The 15086-nt window shown below is 54.3% G+C and carries 13 protein-coding genes and 1 riboswitch; of the genes, 12 read left to right on the top strand and 1 reads right to left on the bottom strand.

All coding sequences use genetic code 11. From position 1 onward, the window contains the following. The first annotated feature begins 214 nt into the window (after positions 1 to 214). The 4 genes from msrB to ACFQ2I_RS12440 all read left to right on the top strand — a co-directional run bounded on the left by msrB (position 215) and on the right by ACFQ2I_RS12440 (position 3398). Entirely contained in the window at positions 215 to 1186 is a 972-nt protein-coding gene (msrB, locus tag ACFQ2I_RS12455) for a peptide-methionine (R)-S-oxide reductase MsrB (RefSeq protein WP_377564578.1), read from the top strand. Between the two features lie 57 nt (positions 1187 to 1243). Next, a complete protein-coding gene (locus ACFQ2I_RS12450; protein ID WP_377564612.1) occupies positions 1244 to 1849 on the top strand; it encodes a nitroreductase family protein in 606 nt (201 codons plus the stop codon). Between the two features lie 360 nt (positions 1850 to 2209). Beyond that, positions 2210 to 2722: a hypothetical protein gene (locus ACFQ2I_RS12445; RefSeq protein ID WP_377564577.1), complete on the top strand. Its 513-nt coding sequence runs from the start codon at positions 2210 to 2212 to the stop codon at positions 2720 to 2722. 289 nt (positions 2723 to 3011) lie between these two features. After that, the gene (locus ACFQ2I_RS12440; protein WP_377564576.1) at positions 3012 to 3398 is read left to right on the top strand and encodes a hypothetical protein; all 387 of its coding nucleotides are present in this window, start codon (positions 3012 to 3014) and stop codon (positions 3396 to 3398) included. 258 nt (positions 3399 to 3656) lie between these two features. Here the strand turns inward: ACFQ2I_RS12440 and ACFQ2I_RS12435 are convergent, their stop codons facing one another. Beyond that, positions 3657 to 4940 carry a glycosyl hydrolase family 18 protein gene (locus ACFQ2I_RS12435; protein ID WP_377564575.1) on the bottom strand — a complete coding sequence of 428 codons (1284 nt, stop codon included), beginning with the start codon at positions 4938 to 4940 and terminating at the stop codon, positions 3657 to 3659. Positions 4941 to 5253: 313 nt separating this feature from the next. Then, positions 5254 to 5352: riboswitch (purine riboswitch) on the top strand. Positions 5353 to 5598: 246 nt separating this feature from the next. Here ACFQ2I_RS12435 and purE point away from each other — a divergent pair. The 8 genes from purE (at position 5599) to purF (ending at position 15086) form a co-directional block, all read left to right on the top strand. Further along, a complete protein-coding gene (purE, locus tag ACFQ2I_RS12430) occupies positions 5599 to 6084 on the top strand; it encodes a 5-(carboxyamino)imidazole ribonucleotide mutase (RefSeq protein WP_377564574.1) in 486 nt (161 codons plus the stop codon). A 71-nt stretch (positions 6085 to 6155) separates the two neighbouring features. Then, a complete protein-coding gene (purK, locus tag ACFQ2I_RS12425; protein WP_377564610.1) occupies positions 6156 to 7352 on the top strand; it encodes a 5-(carboxyamino)imidazole ribonucleotide synthase in 1197 nt (398 codons plus the stop codon). A gap of 6 nt (positions 7353 to 7358) precedes the next feature. Next, entirely contained in the window at positions 7359 to 8654 is a 1296-nt protein-coding gene (purB, locus tag ACFQ2I_RS12420) for an adenylosuccinate lyase (RefSeq protein ID WP_377564573.1), read from the top strand. Between the two features lie 20 nt (positions 8655 to 8674). Continuing rightward, on the top strand, positions 8675 to 9574 hold the full coding sequence (locus ACFQ2I_RS12415; RefSeq protein ID WP_377564572.1) for a phosphoribosylaminoimidazolesuccinocarboxamide synthase: 900 nt from the start codon (positions 8675 to 8677) through the stop codon (positions 9572 to 9574). 882 nt (positions 9575 to 10456) lie between these two features. Next, on the top strand, positions 10457 to 10702 hold the full coding sequence (purS, locus tag ACFQ2I_RS12410; protein WP_262679082.1) for a phosphoribosylformylglycinamidine synthase subunit PurS: 246 nt from the start codon (positions 10457 to 10459) through the stop codon (positions 10700 to 10702). A 4-nt stretch (positions 10703 to 10706) separates the two neighbouring features. After that, on the top strand, positions 10707 to 11402 hold the full coding sequence (gene purQ / locus ACFQ2I_RS12405; RefSeq protein WP_377564571.1) for a phosphoribosylformylglycinamidine synthase subunit PurQ: 696 nt from the start codon (positions 10707 to 10709) through the stop codon (positions 11400 to 11402). Then, the gene (gene purL, locus ACFQ2I_RS12400; RefSeq protein ID WP_377564569.1) at positions 11380 to 13623 is read left to right on the top strand and encodes a phosphoribosylformylglycinamidine synthase subunit PurL; all 2244 of its coding nucleotides are present in this window, start codon (positions 11380 to 11382) and stop codon (positions 13621 to 13623) included. The genes purQ and purL overlap by 23 nt, the downstream gene beginning before the upstream one ends. After that, positions 13608 to 15086 (top strand): amidophosphoribosyltransferase, encoded by a 1479-nt coding sequence (purF, locus tag ACFQ2I_RS12395; protein ID WP_377564567.1) that lies wholly within the window; start codon positions 13608 to 13610, stop codon positions 15084 to 15086. The genes purL and purF overlap by 16 nt, the downstream gene beginning before the upstream one ends.

Genomic DNA, 15086 nt, shown 5'->3' with positions numbered 1-15086 from the left:
CATTTGTGTCCAATTGCGCTTGTGCCCTTACTTAACGGTTCGGGAGTGCCAAAAGGTTGCGAATTTCATCTAATTGTAACAAAGGTGCAACAAGCTGTCGCCATGCGGGGCGAAGGCAAATGCTGGAGCATTTTGAGCTGGGCGGGGCCATCCTGTATAATGATAATCAGTTGAGAGTAGCAATCCTATGAGCGATCGAAGGAGGACGATGAAAATGGAACAATTGGAGAAGGGCGGTCGTCGGGCAGAGGCGATGTTCGCTGGGGGGTGCTTCTGGTGCATGGTGACGCCGTTCCAGGAGCTGCCGGGCATCATATCTGTCGTATCGGGGTATACGGGCGGTCATACGGAGAACCCGACTTACGAGGAAGTGTGCTCAGATTCGACCGGGCATACGGAAGCTGTGCATATAACCTATGACCCGGACGTATTCCCATACAAGAAGCTGCTAATTACATTCTGGCAGCAGATCGATCCCACCGATGCAGGCGGGCAGTTCCATGATCGCGGCAGTTCCTACCGGTCGGGCATCTACTATTATACGGAGGAGCAGCGGGAGCAGGCGGAAGCCTCCAAGCGCGAGCTGGAGCAGAGCGGCCGCTTCGCGGGGCCGATAGTGACGGAGATCGAGCCGGCAGGAGCGTTCTACATCGCAGAGGAATACCATCAGGATTACCATAAAAAGAATCCGTTCCGCTACAAGATGTACCGCAAAGGATCGGGCCGTGACGCGTTCATCAGCAAGCATTGGAAGATGAGCATCGATCATGATGAGCTGAAGCGCCGGCTTACGCCTATCCAATATGAGGTGACGCAAAACAGCGGCACGGAGCGGCCGTTCACTGGCGAGTTTTGGGATCATATAGAAGAAGGCATCTACGTCGACATCGTCTCGGGCGAGCCGTTGTTCAGCTCGATGGACAAGTTCGATGCGGGCTGCGGCTGGCCCAGCTTCACGAAGCCGCTCCAGCAGAGTTCGGTGACGGAGCATACGGATACGAGCCACATGATGGTGAGAGTCGAGGTGCGGAGCAAGGAAGGGGACTCCCACCTGGGCCATGTGTTCGATGATGGGCCGCAGCCTACGGGACTGCGCTATTGCATCAACTCCGCCGCACTCCGCTTCATTCCGAAGGAGAAGCTGGAAGAGGAAGGGTACGGAGAATATAAGTCTATGTTCAGCTAGAATCGACATGGGCAGTCATACACGGATAGCTTTAGACGGGAGAGGGGATTGGACTTGATGCAACAGGAAGTGAAAAGCGCGGTGGCAATGGGTGTACTGGAGGCGATCCGGACGAGAAGAACGATCGGCAGGGTAAAGCAGGACCCGGTGGATCGCGGTGTGATCGAATCGCTGCTGGAGGCGGCGAACTGGGCGCCGAGCCATTTCAATACCCAGCCTTGGCGCTTTATCGTCATGACGGGCAAGGGCAGGGAACAGCTTGGCGAAGGCTACGCGCAGGTCGCAGCTGCTGATCGCGAGGGAATAAGCGAGACAGACATGCAAGAGGTGCGGGAGAAGGAGATGGTTAAGGCGATGCGTGCACCTGTCGTCATCGCAGCCATCTGCTCGCCGTCCGATGATCCGCGTGCGCTTATGGCGGAAGAGCTGGCGGCAGCGCAAGCCGCTGTGCAAAATATGCTGCTCGCCGCCCATGCTCACGGGCTGGGTGCCATATGGCGCTCCGGCGCGCCGATGTACCATCCGCGCATGCATGAGACGCTAGCGCTCCGGGAGCGGGAAGAGCTGGTTGGGCTGGTCTATATCGGCTATCCTGATATGACGCCGCCGGAGCCGAAGCGCGGTTCGGTTGCGAGTAAGACGGTGTGGGTGGAAGAAGTTTAATATTTGGACGATGTTCGTAACGCCCGATAGTGATGCCTATTTATTAATAAATTATAAATAGCCTTAATCCGATAAAGTTTGGGATTAAGGCTATTTTTCTTATGGAATTGATGGTTTGTAGGGACATTTCAGTTACTAGATAAGCATCTATAATTATTGGATTCATGATGGAAATAAACTTTCTGAAAATATCTACAATTAATTTACAACTACGTAGCCATATTATGTGTTTATATAATGAGGGCTTTTTCTTATAGACTAATTACTAATTCAGTTATTTCATTCAGAGTATTAATTTGAAATATACTCCCAACTTAAATTTGTTCTAGTATAGACATTGATATTTTGAAGGAACGGGCAATGAAAGGAGGTATATCTGATATTGGAATAGGCAATACCTTCTCTATTCAGAATAAAGAAGTAATATCTACTTCTGGCGATACAGTGAATTTTCAAATGAAAGAGTTTAAAACGGTCCAATTATTAGATACAAAAGTAAATTATGCGGAAAGAGTAAACACATATGCCATCACAACTATAAATGACTATGATAAATTCAAATATAAAGGAAATGATTGGGATGGTAGCATAGGGATTGAGGCATACTCAACTGTCTATATTAATGAAACTGTAGATAATCGTGGTGGAAAGTATTATGACTTAGTCAGAGTTACAGGTGGTTGGAATAGAGCTGATACGTCATTGAACGTAAAGGATCAGTCTGTTCGTATAGGACAAGTGGGTACGACTGCAGACAGTTTATTTGTACAAAACTATAAGGATTATAACCCGAGTCGATTAACTTATTCCTATGAAAAGCCGGTTAGCTTTGAACCTGTATTAGTGCAAGCGTATATGATTTTAGGTGATTAAACAGATATTACCATTTGGCATGCTGATCCCAATAATACATGGTCACTTTCACACACGAATAATTACTTCGGTTCAAAAAATTAGTGTGAAAACTATGCATACATTCAAGGTATATTCAGCGAATTTGGTCAATTTTTCATTACGTTTTCAGGAATGTATGAGTTTTTTTGCAATAGAAGATAGACCCGGTTTAGTCCGGGTCTATCTTCTGCATAAGACTAGGTAGGTGTGAGGTCTTATTTTTCTAAATAATATGATATTACAAAATAGTGCAAGAAAGGATGATTGGGTGAGAGATTACTGGAGTGTTTTGTACAACATTGGCTGGGTAATCGGCTTTTGGCTCGTTTTAATGTTGGTCGATAACCTGGAAGGTCGAATACAGACAGTCGTGGGAAAAACGTATACTGCGGAATGGTTGCTGTTGCTAGTACCGCTTTATATGCTCGTTGGTGTGTATATCGCCTTATGTGTTGTAGATGTGAGACGTTTTAAGTTTAAAGCGATGTTTTTCTTCAGTGCGTGTTTGCCGTTGTCATTGGTTTTGATAGCGGCTGAACCATTGTTTTTGGGATTTCAGCTTATCACATATCAATGGCTGCCGCATATTAGTGCTGCGATAGGTTTTACATTAATGATGAGCTTATTTCAAACTAGGAAGGTATTTCGCGATTGAATCTCACTCAAATCGCCATATTTCCTCCGCGTTATACAATAGCCTCTCGGCATTCACCGAGGCAGATGGGACAAGGGTTTCCTTGTACCACCAATCATGCTCTCCTCCTACTCTGTAGGGGGATTTTTTCATTTAATTCCTTTTTGCATTATGGGAATTGTTCTAGGTATTTTTGGCTTTTTTCTCCGAAAAAGGCTTGACAGATCCTCCATTTTTCCAAAATCGAGTCGTAAGGGTTCGTGTTGTTACCTCTAATCTTTAAACCAGCTTCTTGATCGTAAAGTTCTCGCCAAGCACAAACCAGTTTTGCGGGAAGGACACGCCCAGCACCCAATAGCTGACGCCGCGCAGCTTGTAGCTCTTCACGATGTCGAACTTCGCTTGCACGCTTCTAGCGTCTTCGAACCAGACAACATGCTCCTTGCCTTCCTCGTCGTAATAGTTGTAGTAAGGGGATTGCGCTTCCTCGTCATAGCGGATGTCCGCCCCATACTTGGCTGCCCGGACGACCGCCTCATGCGGACTGACGGTCGGCGCCCAGCGCCCGCCTTGCACGTATGGCAACGTCCAATCATAGCCGTACAGCGGCATGCCCATCATAATTTTCTCCGGCGGGATAACGGTTACGGCGTAGTTCAGCACCTTCACGACTTCATTAAGCGGAGCTACTGCGCGGGGCGGGCCTCCCGACCATCCCCATTCATACGTCATGATGACGACGAAGTCTGCTATGCGTCCATGCGCCTCGTAATCTTTCCCCTGATATAACGTACCTGGCTGATCGGCGGATACCTTCGGCGCGAGTGCGGTGGAGACGAGATAGCCGCTGGGATGGAGGGCGTCCACTAGCCTCTGCAGGAAGTCGTTATAATTCTGTTTGTCTCCGGGAAGGACATACTCGAAGTCTACATTCAGCGCCTTGTAGCCCTTCGTGTTCATAACCTGCAGAATATTCCCGATCAGATTAGTCTGTACAGCGGGATTGGATAACACAGCATGCGCAATGTCGGAGCTGAAGGTGCCGCCTTCAAAGTTGGTAATGACCATCATCGGGGCGACCCGCTCGTCATAGGCTTCGGCAATAACGGCGGCATCGTTAAGCGGCGTCATGGAGCCGTCGATTCGGACGCGGTAGCTGAACAGGCTGATGTAGGTCAGGTAGTCGCCGACCTCATCGACCAGCTTCACGCCCGCCTCATCCATCTTCTCCGAATAGGCGTTGACCTCGATGATTGGCTTCGCCGCCCGAGGGATGGTCAGCACCTGACCCGTTGAGATTTGAGCGGGATTGCGAATGCCGTTGACCTTCGCCAGCTCTTGCATGGATACGCCGTAGCGCTGGCTAATTATCCAGAGCGATTCTCCCGCGAGCACTTTGTGCGTCACCGTGTCGGAATCGGTAGGAATGATGATGGCCTGACCGATTACAATCGGGCTTTGATCAGTCAATCCGTTCGCGTCGAAGATGTGCTCGAGAGGCACGCCGTAGCGTTGCGACAGCGCCCAGAGCGAATCTCCCTTCTTCACTGTATGTATCTGCACGTGTAACCCTCCTTATCGATGGGACGGCCTGAGGACAGGCTGTCTCCTCTCGCCGGCTGCAAGCTCCTTATAATCCAATGTATTCAGCGCGGTCTGTCCATAGTCTAATAATTAGAGAAGCAATTAGGGCATTCTAAAGGAAGATGATGGAGAAGGATGATGGAATTGGGAGGCTATTCGGTCGAGGAGAGGGACGATTAAAGAGAGATTGGTGAAAAATACGAACTTTAATAATTGAAAGCTTGTAAATGTTCGTATTTCATTGACAGCCTATGTCAGATTCGATAAACTAAAGGAGGTTGAAGCGGACGTTTCCGCTTTTCCACAGCAGTCTCGTATATGTTCGGGATAGGCCCGAATGTTTCTACCCGGAAACCGCATTTTCTGGACTACGAGCTTGATGAATGAACAACGGTTTTGCGAGAGCCGCTCTCGGCGCCTAGGGGCGCTGTCGGCTGAGTCGTCGCCTCTCCATTCCAATGGTGTTGGTGCGGGCTTCTTGCTGTTGGTTGCATTCATGAGTGGTGATCATCCGGTTGTCGTCACTGTGCCGGTTGTTTCACGTTGGAGTCCTGCGGCATATCGGATATGGATTGCTGAAGGGCTTTTTTTCATTTGTTGATGATCACATACTAATAGAGAAAGTGGGTTTGAGGAAATGTCTGCGATGGTGGGCGTCATTATGGGCAGCAAGTCGGATTGGGACACTATGAAGTTAGCCTGCGACGTTCTGGAGGAACTGAATATTCCCTATGAGAAGAAGGTTGTCTCTGCGCATCGGACGCCGGATTTGATGTTCGAATATGCGGAGAGTGCGGCGGAGCGCGGCTTGAAGGTCATTATTGCCGGAGCCGGCGGCGCTGCGCATCTGCCCGGCATGGTCGCTGCGAAGACGGCACTGCCGGTCATTGGCGTACCCGTCAAGTCCTCGAATCTGAATGGACTGGACTCGCTGCTGTCGATTGTGCAGATGCCGGGAGGAATCCCTGTGGCGACGGTTGCAATCGGCAATGCCGGCGGCACGAATGCGGGCTTGCTGGCGGCGCAGATGATCGGCGCTTTCGATCCTGAAGTGAGGGAGCGTGTGGAAGCGCGCCGGGAACGTGTGAAGCAGCAAGTGCTGGAAAGCAGTGAGACATTATGATGAAGGAATCTTTGCGGAGCGATCATGCGGGGGGAGCGCCTGCACCTGTTGATCGTGCCACGGGCGAGAAGATGTCGCTAGCTGGAGGCGTTGAAGCTGCGCCGGTGCTGCTTCCCGGCAGCACAATCGGGCTGCTTGGCGGCGGACAGCTGGGGCGCATGCTGGCGCAAGCGGGAAGCGCGATGGGCTATCGCTTCATCGCGCTGGATCCGACGCCGGAGGCTCCGGCCGGTCAGGTGGCGCGGCAGATCGAAGCCGCATATGACGATCGCGAGGCCGCAAGGCAATTGGCGGAGCGTGCCGACGTTATCACATACGAGTTCGAGAATGTAGACGCGGGCGTCGCGGCGATGCTGATGGCGGAATCGTATGTACCGCAAGGTAGCCACCTGTTGTATACGACGCAGCATCGGCTTCGTGAGAAGCGTGCGATTGAAGCGGCGGGCGTACAGGTAGCGCCGTACCGCGAGATTGGCAACGCAGACGAGCTGCGTGAGGCGGTGTCCGCCTTCGGCACGCCTTGCGTGCTGAAGACGGCGACGGGCGGCTACGACGGCAAGGGCCAATGGGTTATTCGCTCGGAGTCGGAGATCGACGAGGCGTATGAGACGTTGTCTCGGGCTGGCACCGAGCTTGTCCTGGAGCAGTTCATCGCCTTCCGGAAGGAGATATCGGTTATTGCGGCAAGAAGCGCGCAAGGGGAAATAAAAGCTTTCCCACCTGCGGAAAATATTCACGTCGAAAATATATTGCATCTGTCCGTCGTGCCTGCGCGAATCGAAGACGAGCTGCAACGCAAGGCGGAGGAGCTGGCGATACGGATCGCGGAGGGGCTCGGCGTCGTCGGCCTCATCGCGGTAGAGCTGTTCGTGACGGAGAGCGGCGAGCTGTACGTCAATGAGTTGGCGCCGCGTCCGCACAACAGCGGTCATTACACAATGGAAGCATGCCGCACATCCCAATTCGAGCAGCATATTCGCGCGATATGCGGTCTCCCGCTTGGCGATCCGTCGCTTATGACGCCGGTGGTCATGGTCAATGTGCTGGGCCAGCATGTTGAGCCGGTGCTGAAGCGGATCGCTTGCAAGGATTCCGGAGCGGAGGCGCTGGGCGTCGAGCCGAAGCTGCATTTGTACGGGAAGAAGGATGCTGTCGCGAAGCGGAAGATGGGTCACGTGAACGTGCTGGCGACCACCGTTGAGGATGCCCTGCAGTGGGTTGAGAATACAGGGATTTGGGAACAGGAAACTCAAGCTTGGAAGGTGTGAGGGCATATGTTGGATCGTTATAGCAGACCGGAAATGAGAGCGATATGGACAGAGGAGAACAAATATAAGGCTTGGCTTGAGGTGGAGCTGTGCGCATGCGAGGCGTGGGCCGAACTTGGCGTTATTCCGAAGGAAGATACGATTGCGCTGCGCAAGTCCGCCAGCTTCGATATTGAGCGCATCTACGAGATCGAGCAGGAGACGCGCCATGACGTTATTGCGTTCACACGCGCTGTATCGGAGACGGTCGGGCCTGAGCGGAAATGGGTGCATTACGGACTTACTTCCACCGATGTGGTCGATACGGCGATGGGATACTTGCTTCGTCAAGCGAACGAGATCCTGCTGAAGGACATCGAGCGGTTCATCGGCATTCTGCGCGAGAAGGCGATTGCGTATAAAGATACCCCGATGATGGGACGGACGCATGGCGTCCATGCCGAGCCGACGACGTTCGGCTTGAAGATGGCGCTCTGGTATGAAGAGATGAAGCGCAATCTGGAGCGGTTCCAACATGCAGCGAAGGGGGTAGAGTTCGGCAAAATGTCCGGCGCTGTCGGCACTTATGCGAATATCGACCCGTTCGTGGAGGAGTTCGTCTGCAACAAACTGGGCATTACGGCCGCTCCCATCTCGACACAGACGCTGCAGCGTGACCGCCATGCAGAGTACATGGCGACGCTAGCCTTGATTGCGACGTCGATGGACAAGTTCGCTACGGAGATTCGCGCTCTGCAGAAGAGTGAGTTCCGCGAGGTGGAGGAGCCATTCGCGAAGGGGCAGAAGGGCTCATCGGCGATGCCGCACAAGCGCAATCCGATCGGCTGCGAGAATATGTCCGGTCTGTCACGCGTGATCCGCGGCCATATGCTGACGGCTTACGAGAATGTACCGCTGTGGCATGAGCGCGACATTAGCCATTCGTCGGCGGAACGCGTCATCCTGCCGGATTCGACGATGCTGCTTAACTATATGTTGAACCGTCTGGGCAACATTATTCAGAACTTAACGGTATTCCCTGACAATATGAAGCGCAACATGAGCGCCACTTACGGCGTGCCGTTCTCCGGACGCGTTATGACGAAGTTGATCGACAAGGGCTTCAGCCGTGAGGAGGCGTACGACACGGTACAGCCGCGCGCGATGCAAGCTTGGGAGGAGCAGCGACAGTTCCGCTCTATTATAGAAGAAACAGCGGCAATTACAGAGGTCCTCTCTGTGGAAGAAATTGAAGATTGCTTCAATCCGGCTTGGCATCTGAAGAATGTGGATACGATTTTCGACCGTTTGGGCTTGAATTAATTTAAGGGGGAAGAGTTCTCATGACAGTGCAACCGCAGGCGATAACCACGGCTGTTGATTATGTGAAAGCTCCTCTGGTGTATAAAGGAAAAGTGCGTGAACTGTACGATCTGGGCGAGCATTACCTGATTGTCGTAACGGACCGCATCTCGGCGTTCGATTATGTATTAGAGCCTGCCGTGCCGGACAAGGGCAATGTGCTGAATTCCTTGGCGGCATTCTGGTTCAGCCGAACGAATGAGATACTTCCTAATCATGTCGTGCATACCGATGTGGAGAAGCTGGGTGATCTGGTGACGGAGCCGGAGTTGCTGAAAAACCGCGTCATGGTGACGCGCAAGGCGAAGCGCATCGACATCGAATGCGTCGTGCGTGGCTACATTACCGGCGGCGGCTGGCGGCAATACGTGCAGTCGGGCGCCATTAACGGTATTGCGCTGCCAGAAGGGATGCGCAAGAACGAGCGGTTCCCGGAGCCGATCTTCACTCCGGCCGCGAAGAACGATGTCGGCCACGACGAGGACATCCCGTACGAGCGGATGGAAGAGCTGGTCGGCGCGGAACAGGCGGCAGAGCTGCGTGACCGCAGCTTAGAGTTGTATCGTTACGCGCACGACTACTGCAAGGAGCGGGGCATTATTCTGGTCGATTGCAAGTTCGAATTCGGGCTGATCGACGGAAAGGTCATTCTGATCGACGAGATCTTCACGCCGGACTCCTCGCGCTTCTGGTCGGAAGGGAACTACGAGCTGGATGTGGAGATCGACAGCATGGACAAGGAGCCTGTGCGCACTTACTTGCTGGGCACCGATTGGGATCGCAACAGCATGCCCGATCCGCTGCCGGAGACGGTCGTTACGGCGACATCGGCCCGCTATCGCGAGATTTACCGCCGCTTGAGCGGCTCCGAACTGAAGTAGCGATAGTGTGCTCCGGCACGCTGCCGGGGTGATGTGGGTGCTGCAGGCGAGGAATCATAGCCTGGAGAGTGAAAAGTAGCTGTATAGCCGGCTCTAAGGCAGGGCACATCGTCTGGAGCTCGGAAAGTAACTGTGCAGGATGCTGCAGGGGATGATTCATAGCTTGGAGCGCCTTAAAGGCGCGAACGATCCGAAATAGTGTAGGCAGCCTACACTGGAGCGCCGAAAAGGTGCGGACGAGCCAGCTTAGTGTATGCCGCATACACCGGAGCGCCGAAAAGGTGCGGACGAGCCAACTTAGTGTATGCCGCATACACTGGAGCGCCGAAAAGGTGAGGACGAGCCAGCTTAGTGTATGCCGCATACACTGGAGCGCCGAAAAGGTGCGGACGAGCCAACTTAGTGTATGCCGCATACACTGGAGCGCCGCAAAGGTGCGGACGAGCCAACTTAGTGTATGCCGCATACACTGGAGCGCCGAAAAGGTGCGAGCGAGCGAACTTAGTGTATGCCGCATACACTGGAGCGCCGAAAAGGTGCGAGCGAGCGAACTTAGTGTATGCCGCATACAATGGAGCGCCGAAAAGGTGCGAGCGAGCGAACTTAGTGTATGCCGCATACAATGGAGCGCCGAAAAGGTGCGAGCGAGCGAACTTAGTGTATGCCGCATACACTGGAGCGCCGAAAAGGTGCGAGCGAGCGAAAATAGTGTAGGTAGCCTACACTGGAGCGCCGGAAAGGTGCGAGCGAACTTAGTGTATGCCGCATACAATGGAGCGCCGAAAAGGTGTGGACGAGCCAGCTTAGTGTATGCCGCATACACTGGAGAGCAAGTCGTTCAAGTAACTCATTACTTTCAAATACAACCATACTCAGGAGGCTATTATGAAGGCAACCGTCTACGTCACGATTAAGGAAAACGTATTGGATCCGCAAGGAACTGCAGTGCAAGGCGCGCTTCACTCGATGGGCTTCAACGAAGTATCCAAGGTCCGCATCGGCAAATATCTGGAGGTTGAGCTAGATACGAACGACCGCGCGGAAGCGGAAGCGAAGCTGAAGGAAATGTGCGAGAAGCTGCTGGCGAACACCGTCGTAGAAGACTATCGATTCGAACTGGAGGGTTAAGGCGATGAAGTTTGCGGTACTTGTATTTCCAGGCTCCAACTGCGACATCGACTGCTACAAGGCGGTAGAGTCTACAGTCGGGCAAGAAGTCGACTATGTATGGCACACCGCGACGGACTTGTCCGCTTACGACGCCATCCTGGTGCCGGGCGGCTTCTCTTACGGCGATTACTTGCGCTGCGGCGCGATCGCTCGGTTCGCGGATGTCATGAACGAAGTGAAGAAGGCTGCAGAGCAAGGTAAATATATTCTCGGCATCTGCAACGGGTTCCAAATACTGACGGAGGCAGGATTACTGCCGGGCGCGCTGATTCGCAATACGGGACTGAAGTTCCGCTGCCACGGCACGTCGCTTGAAGTGGTGAACAATACTACCCCGTTCACGAATCAATACTCGCAAGGCGAGATTATCGATATTCCTATCGCCCACGGCGAAGGCAACTACTATTGCGACGAGGCGACTCTCGCGGAATTGAAAGCCAATAACCAGATCGTATTCCGCTACGCGGGCGACACCAATCCGAACGGTTCTGTAGATAACATTGCGGGCGTCTCCAACAAGGCCGGTAACGTCGTCGGCATGATGCCGCATCCGGAGCGTGCAGTAAGCCAGTTACTGGGATCGGAAGATGGCAAGCGGATGTTCACATCGATTCTGAATGCATGGAGGGAACAACATGGCGCAGCAATTAACAGCTAAGGAACCGACGGCAGAGCAAATTGCCGAACAGAAGATCTACACGCAATTCGGCGTGTCCGACAGTGAATATGACTTGATCTGCGGCTTCCTGGGCCGCAAGCCCAACTATACGGAGATCGGCGTATTCAGCGTGATGTGGTCTGAGCACTGCGCGTACAAGAACTCCAAGCCGATTCTGAAGAAGTTTCCGATCACCGGGCCGCGCGTATTGATGGGGCCTGGCGAAGGCGCGGGCATCGTGGATATTGGCGACAATCAAGCGGTCGTATTCAAGATCGAGTCGCATAACCATCCTTCCGCGGTTGAGCCTTACCAAGGCGCAGCGACTGGCGTAGGCGGCATCATTCGTGACATTTTCTCCATGGGCGCACGTCCGGTTGCCCTGCTGAACAGCTTGCGGTTCGGCAATCTGAACAATGATCGCGTCAAGTACCTGTTCGAAAATGTCGTCAGCGGCATTGCCGGCTACGGCAATTGCATCGGCATCCCGACAGTAGCTGGCGAGGTTATGTTCGACGAGAGCTACGAGGGCAATCCGCTCGTCAACGCGATGTGTGTCGGCCTGATCGATCACGACAAGATTCAGCGCGGCGTAGCCAAAGGCGTCGGCAACCCGGTATTCTATGTCGGCCCGGCCACTGGTCGCGACGGCATTCATGGCGCGACGTTCGCATCGGTAGAGCTGTCCGAGGAATCGGAAGAGAAGCGTACCGCGGTGCAGGTCGGCGATCCATTCATGGAGAAGCTGGTTATGGAAGCGACGCTGGAACTGATCAATTCCGGCATCGTGCTCGGCATTCAGGATATGGGCGCGGCGGGTCTGACTTGCTCCAGCGCGGAGATGGCGTCCAAGGCGGGCAACGGTCTGGAGCTGTATCTGGACGAGGTGCCGCAGCGCGAGACGGGCATGACGCCGTACGAGATGATGCTGTCGGAGTCACAGGAGCGGATGCTGTTCGTCATCGAGCCGCAGCATGAAGAGCAGGCTATGGAGATTTTCAATCGGTGGGGCATCATCTGTGCGAAAGTGGGCAAGGTGACGGACGACGGCCGTCTTCGCTTGATCCATCAAGGCGAGCAGGTGGCGGATATGCCGGTGAGAGCGCTCGTCGACGAGTGTCCGGTGTACAATCAGCCGTCCGCTGAGCCGCAATATTATCGAGATAACGCCGCTGTAGATGCAGCAGGCTTCGCTGAGATCACTGATCTGAACGGCACGTTGGAGAAAGTGCTTGCTTCCCCGACTGTGGCGAGCAAAGAGTGGGTATACAATCAGTACGATTACATGGTTCGCACCAATACAGCTGTTCGTCCGGGCTCCGATGCGGCAGTCGTCACAATCGACGGCACGCGCAAGGGTCTGGCGATGACGACGGATTGCAACGGGCGCTATGTCTATCTGGATCCTGAGATGGGCGGCCGCATTGCGGTGGCGGAAGCGGCGCGCAACATCGTCTGTTCCGGCGCGGAGCCGCTGGCCATTACGGACAACCTGAACTTCGGCAGCCCGGAGAAGCCGGACGTATTCTGGCAGCTGGAGAAGTCTGCCGACGGCATGTCCGAAGCTTGCGTGAAGCTGGATACGCCGGTGATCGGCGGCAACGTCAGTCTGTACAATGAGAACGCGAAGGGCGCGATCTATCCGACGCCGGTGATCGGCATGGTGGGACTGGTGCACGACACCGATCATATTATGACGCAAGGCTTCAAGTCCGAAGGCGACGTCATCATCCTGATCGGGGAGACGAAGGCGGAGTTCGGCGGAAGCGAGCTGCAGTATGTGATGAACGGAGCGGCATCCGGCCGTCCTCCCGTTATCGATCTCGATGTGGAGAAGCGGGTGCAAGGAGCGGTGCTTGGCGCAATCCAGAAGGGGCTGGTCGCATCTGCACACGATCTGTCGGAGGGCGGCATCGCTGTCGCGCTGGCGGAGTCTTGCATTAGCGGCGGCAAGGGTGCTGACGTATCCTTGACTTCGGACCTGCGTCCTGACCATCTGCTGTTCAGTGAATCGCAATCGCGCATTCTGCTGTCGGCGAATCCGGAGCAAGCGGAAGCGCTGGCGGCTTGGCTGACAGAGCAAGGCGTCGCTCACGAGAAGGTCGGAACGGTAACGGGAAGCAACCTGACCATCAACGTCAACGGCAAATCCGGCATCCATGCGCCGGTCCAACATCTGGAGAAGGTCTGGAAGGATGCGATTCCATGTCTGATGAAGTAAAGCAACCCTTGCTGTGGACAGGCTCTCATTATAATGAGGGCATAGGGCGCGACGATATATTCGATAAATTACGAGAGGAATGCGGCGTGTTCGGGGTGTTCGGACACCCTGACGCCGCTGGTCTCTCTTATTACGGCCTTCATGCGCTGCAGCACCGTGGGGAAGAGAGCGCGGGCATCTGCACAGTGGATTCCGCGAACGGGAATAAATTCAGCTACCACCGTGACATGGGTCTGGTGAAGGAAGTGTTCGACAAGGACAGTCTGGATAGCTTGCAGGGGGATCGAGCGATCGGACATGTGCGTTATTCCACATCTGGAGAGAGCTATCTGGGCAATGCCCAGCCGCTGATCTTCCGCTATCGCGACGGCGATCTGGGCATAGCGACGAACGGCAATATCGTCAATGCGCCGGCGATCCGCCGCGAGCTGGAGCTTAGCGGCTCCATCTTCCAGACGTCCAGCGATACCGAGGTTATCGCGCATCTGATCGCGCGTTCGTCGAAGGACTTCGAGACGGCGGCGAAGGAAGCGCTGCAGCAGCTTGTTGGCGGCTTCGCCTTCCTGATCATGACGAACGACAAGCTGCTGGTCGCCTCTGATCCGCACGGCTTGCGTCCGCTCGTCATGGGACGGCTTGGCGATGGCTACGTATTCTCGTCGGAGACTTGCGCATTCGAGACGATTGGTGCGGAATATGCGCGCGACGTCCAGCCGGGCGAGCTGCTTATTCTGGATGCGAACGGCCTTCGCGAGGAACGTTATGCGGAAGAGCAGCGTAGAGCGACTTGCGCGATGGAATATATTTATTTTGCAAGGCCTGACAGCGACATTAACGGCATCAACATTCACTCTGCGCGTAAGCGGATGGGGCGACAGCTCGCTGGCGAAGGGTTCGTGGACGCGGACGTCGTGACGGGCGTGCCTGACTCCAGCATCTCCGCGGCGATCGGCTATGCCGAGCAGACGGGCATTCCTTACGAGCTTGGTCTGATCAAGAACAAGTACACCGGACGAACCTTCATACAGCCTTCCCAGGAGCTGCGGGAGAAGGGCGTGAAGATGAAGCTGTCGGCAGTCCGCAAGGTCGTGGAGGGCAAGCGTGTCGTCATGATCGACGATTCTATCGTCCGCGGCACGACGTCGCGACGGATCGTCAATTTGCTGCGTGAAGCGGGTGCGACGGAGGTTCATGTGCGGATTACTTCACCGCCGTTCAAGAACCCTTGCTTCTACGGCATCGATACGCCGGATCGCAAGGAGCTGATCGCTTCTTACCGCACGGTGGAAGAGATTCGGCGTGAGATCAACGCGGATTCCTTGTCTTTTCTAAGCGATGAAGGGTTCGTGGATTCCGTAGGGGGCAACGACGGCGCGTATAATCGCGGGATGTGCCTGGCTTGCTTCGACAATGATTATCCGACGCCTGTGAACGCGGAATCGGATAAGAGCTGCAGCTGTTAA

This window comes from Paenibacillus chungangensis, assembly GCF_042675905.1.
Classification (GTDB): domain Bacteria; phylum Bacillota; class Bacilli; order Paenibacillales; family Paenibacillaceae; genus Pristimantibacillus; species Pristimantibacillus chungangensis.
The sequence above is the reverse complement of the archived record's forward strand: the minus strand, read 5'-3'. Positions and strand labels throughout refer to the sequence as shown.

Bases quoted from the DNA above. Each gene is read 5' to 3' on its own strand.
- purQ (WP_377564571.1), top strand. From the start codon at position 10,707: ATGAAGTTTGCGGTACTTGTATTTCCAGGCTCCAACTGCGACATCGAC.
- purL (WP_377564569.1), top strand. From the start codon at position 11,380: ATGGCGCAGCAATTAACAGCTAAGGAACCGACGGCAGAGCAAATTGCC.
- purF (WP_377564567.1), top strand. From the start codon at position 13,608: ATGTCTGATGAAGTAAAGCAACCCTTGCTGTGGACAGGCTCTCATTAT.
- ACFQ2I_RS12415 (WP_377564572.1), top strand. From the start codon at position 8,675: ATGACAGTGCAACCGCAGGCGATAACCACGGCTGTTGATTATGTGAAA.
- ACFQ2I_RS12450 (WP_377564612.1), top strand. From the start codon at position 1,244: ATGCAACAGGAAGTGAAAAGCGCGGTGGCAATGGGTGTACTGGAGGCG.
- ACFQ2I_RS12445 (WP_377564577.1), top strand. From the start codon at position 2,210: ATGAAAGGAGGTATATCTGATATTGGAATAGGCAATACCTTCTCTATT.
- purK (WP_377564610.1), top strand. From the start codon at position 6,156: ATGTCGCTAGCTGGAGGCGTTGAAGCTGCGCCGGTGCTGCTTCCCGGC.
- purE (WP_377564574.1), top strand. From the start codon at position 5,599: ATGTCTGCGATGGTGGGCGTCATTATGGGCAGCAAGTCGGATTGGGAC.
- purB (WP_377564573.1), top strand. From the start codon at position 7,359: ATGTTGGATCGTTATAGCAGACCGGAAATGAGAGCGATATGGACAGAG.
- msrB (WP_377564578.1), top strand. From the start codon at position 215: ATGGAACAATTGGAGAAGGGCGGTCGTCGGGCAGAGGCGATGTTCGCT.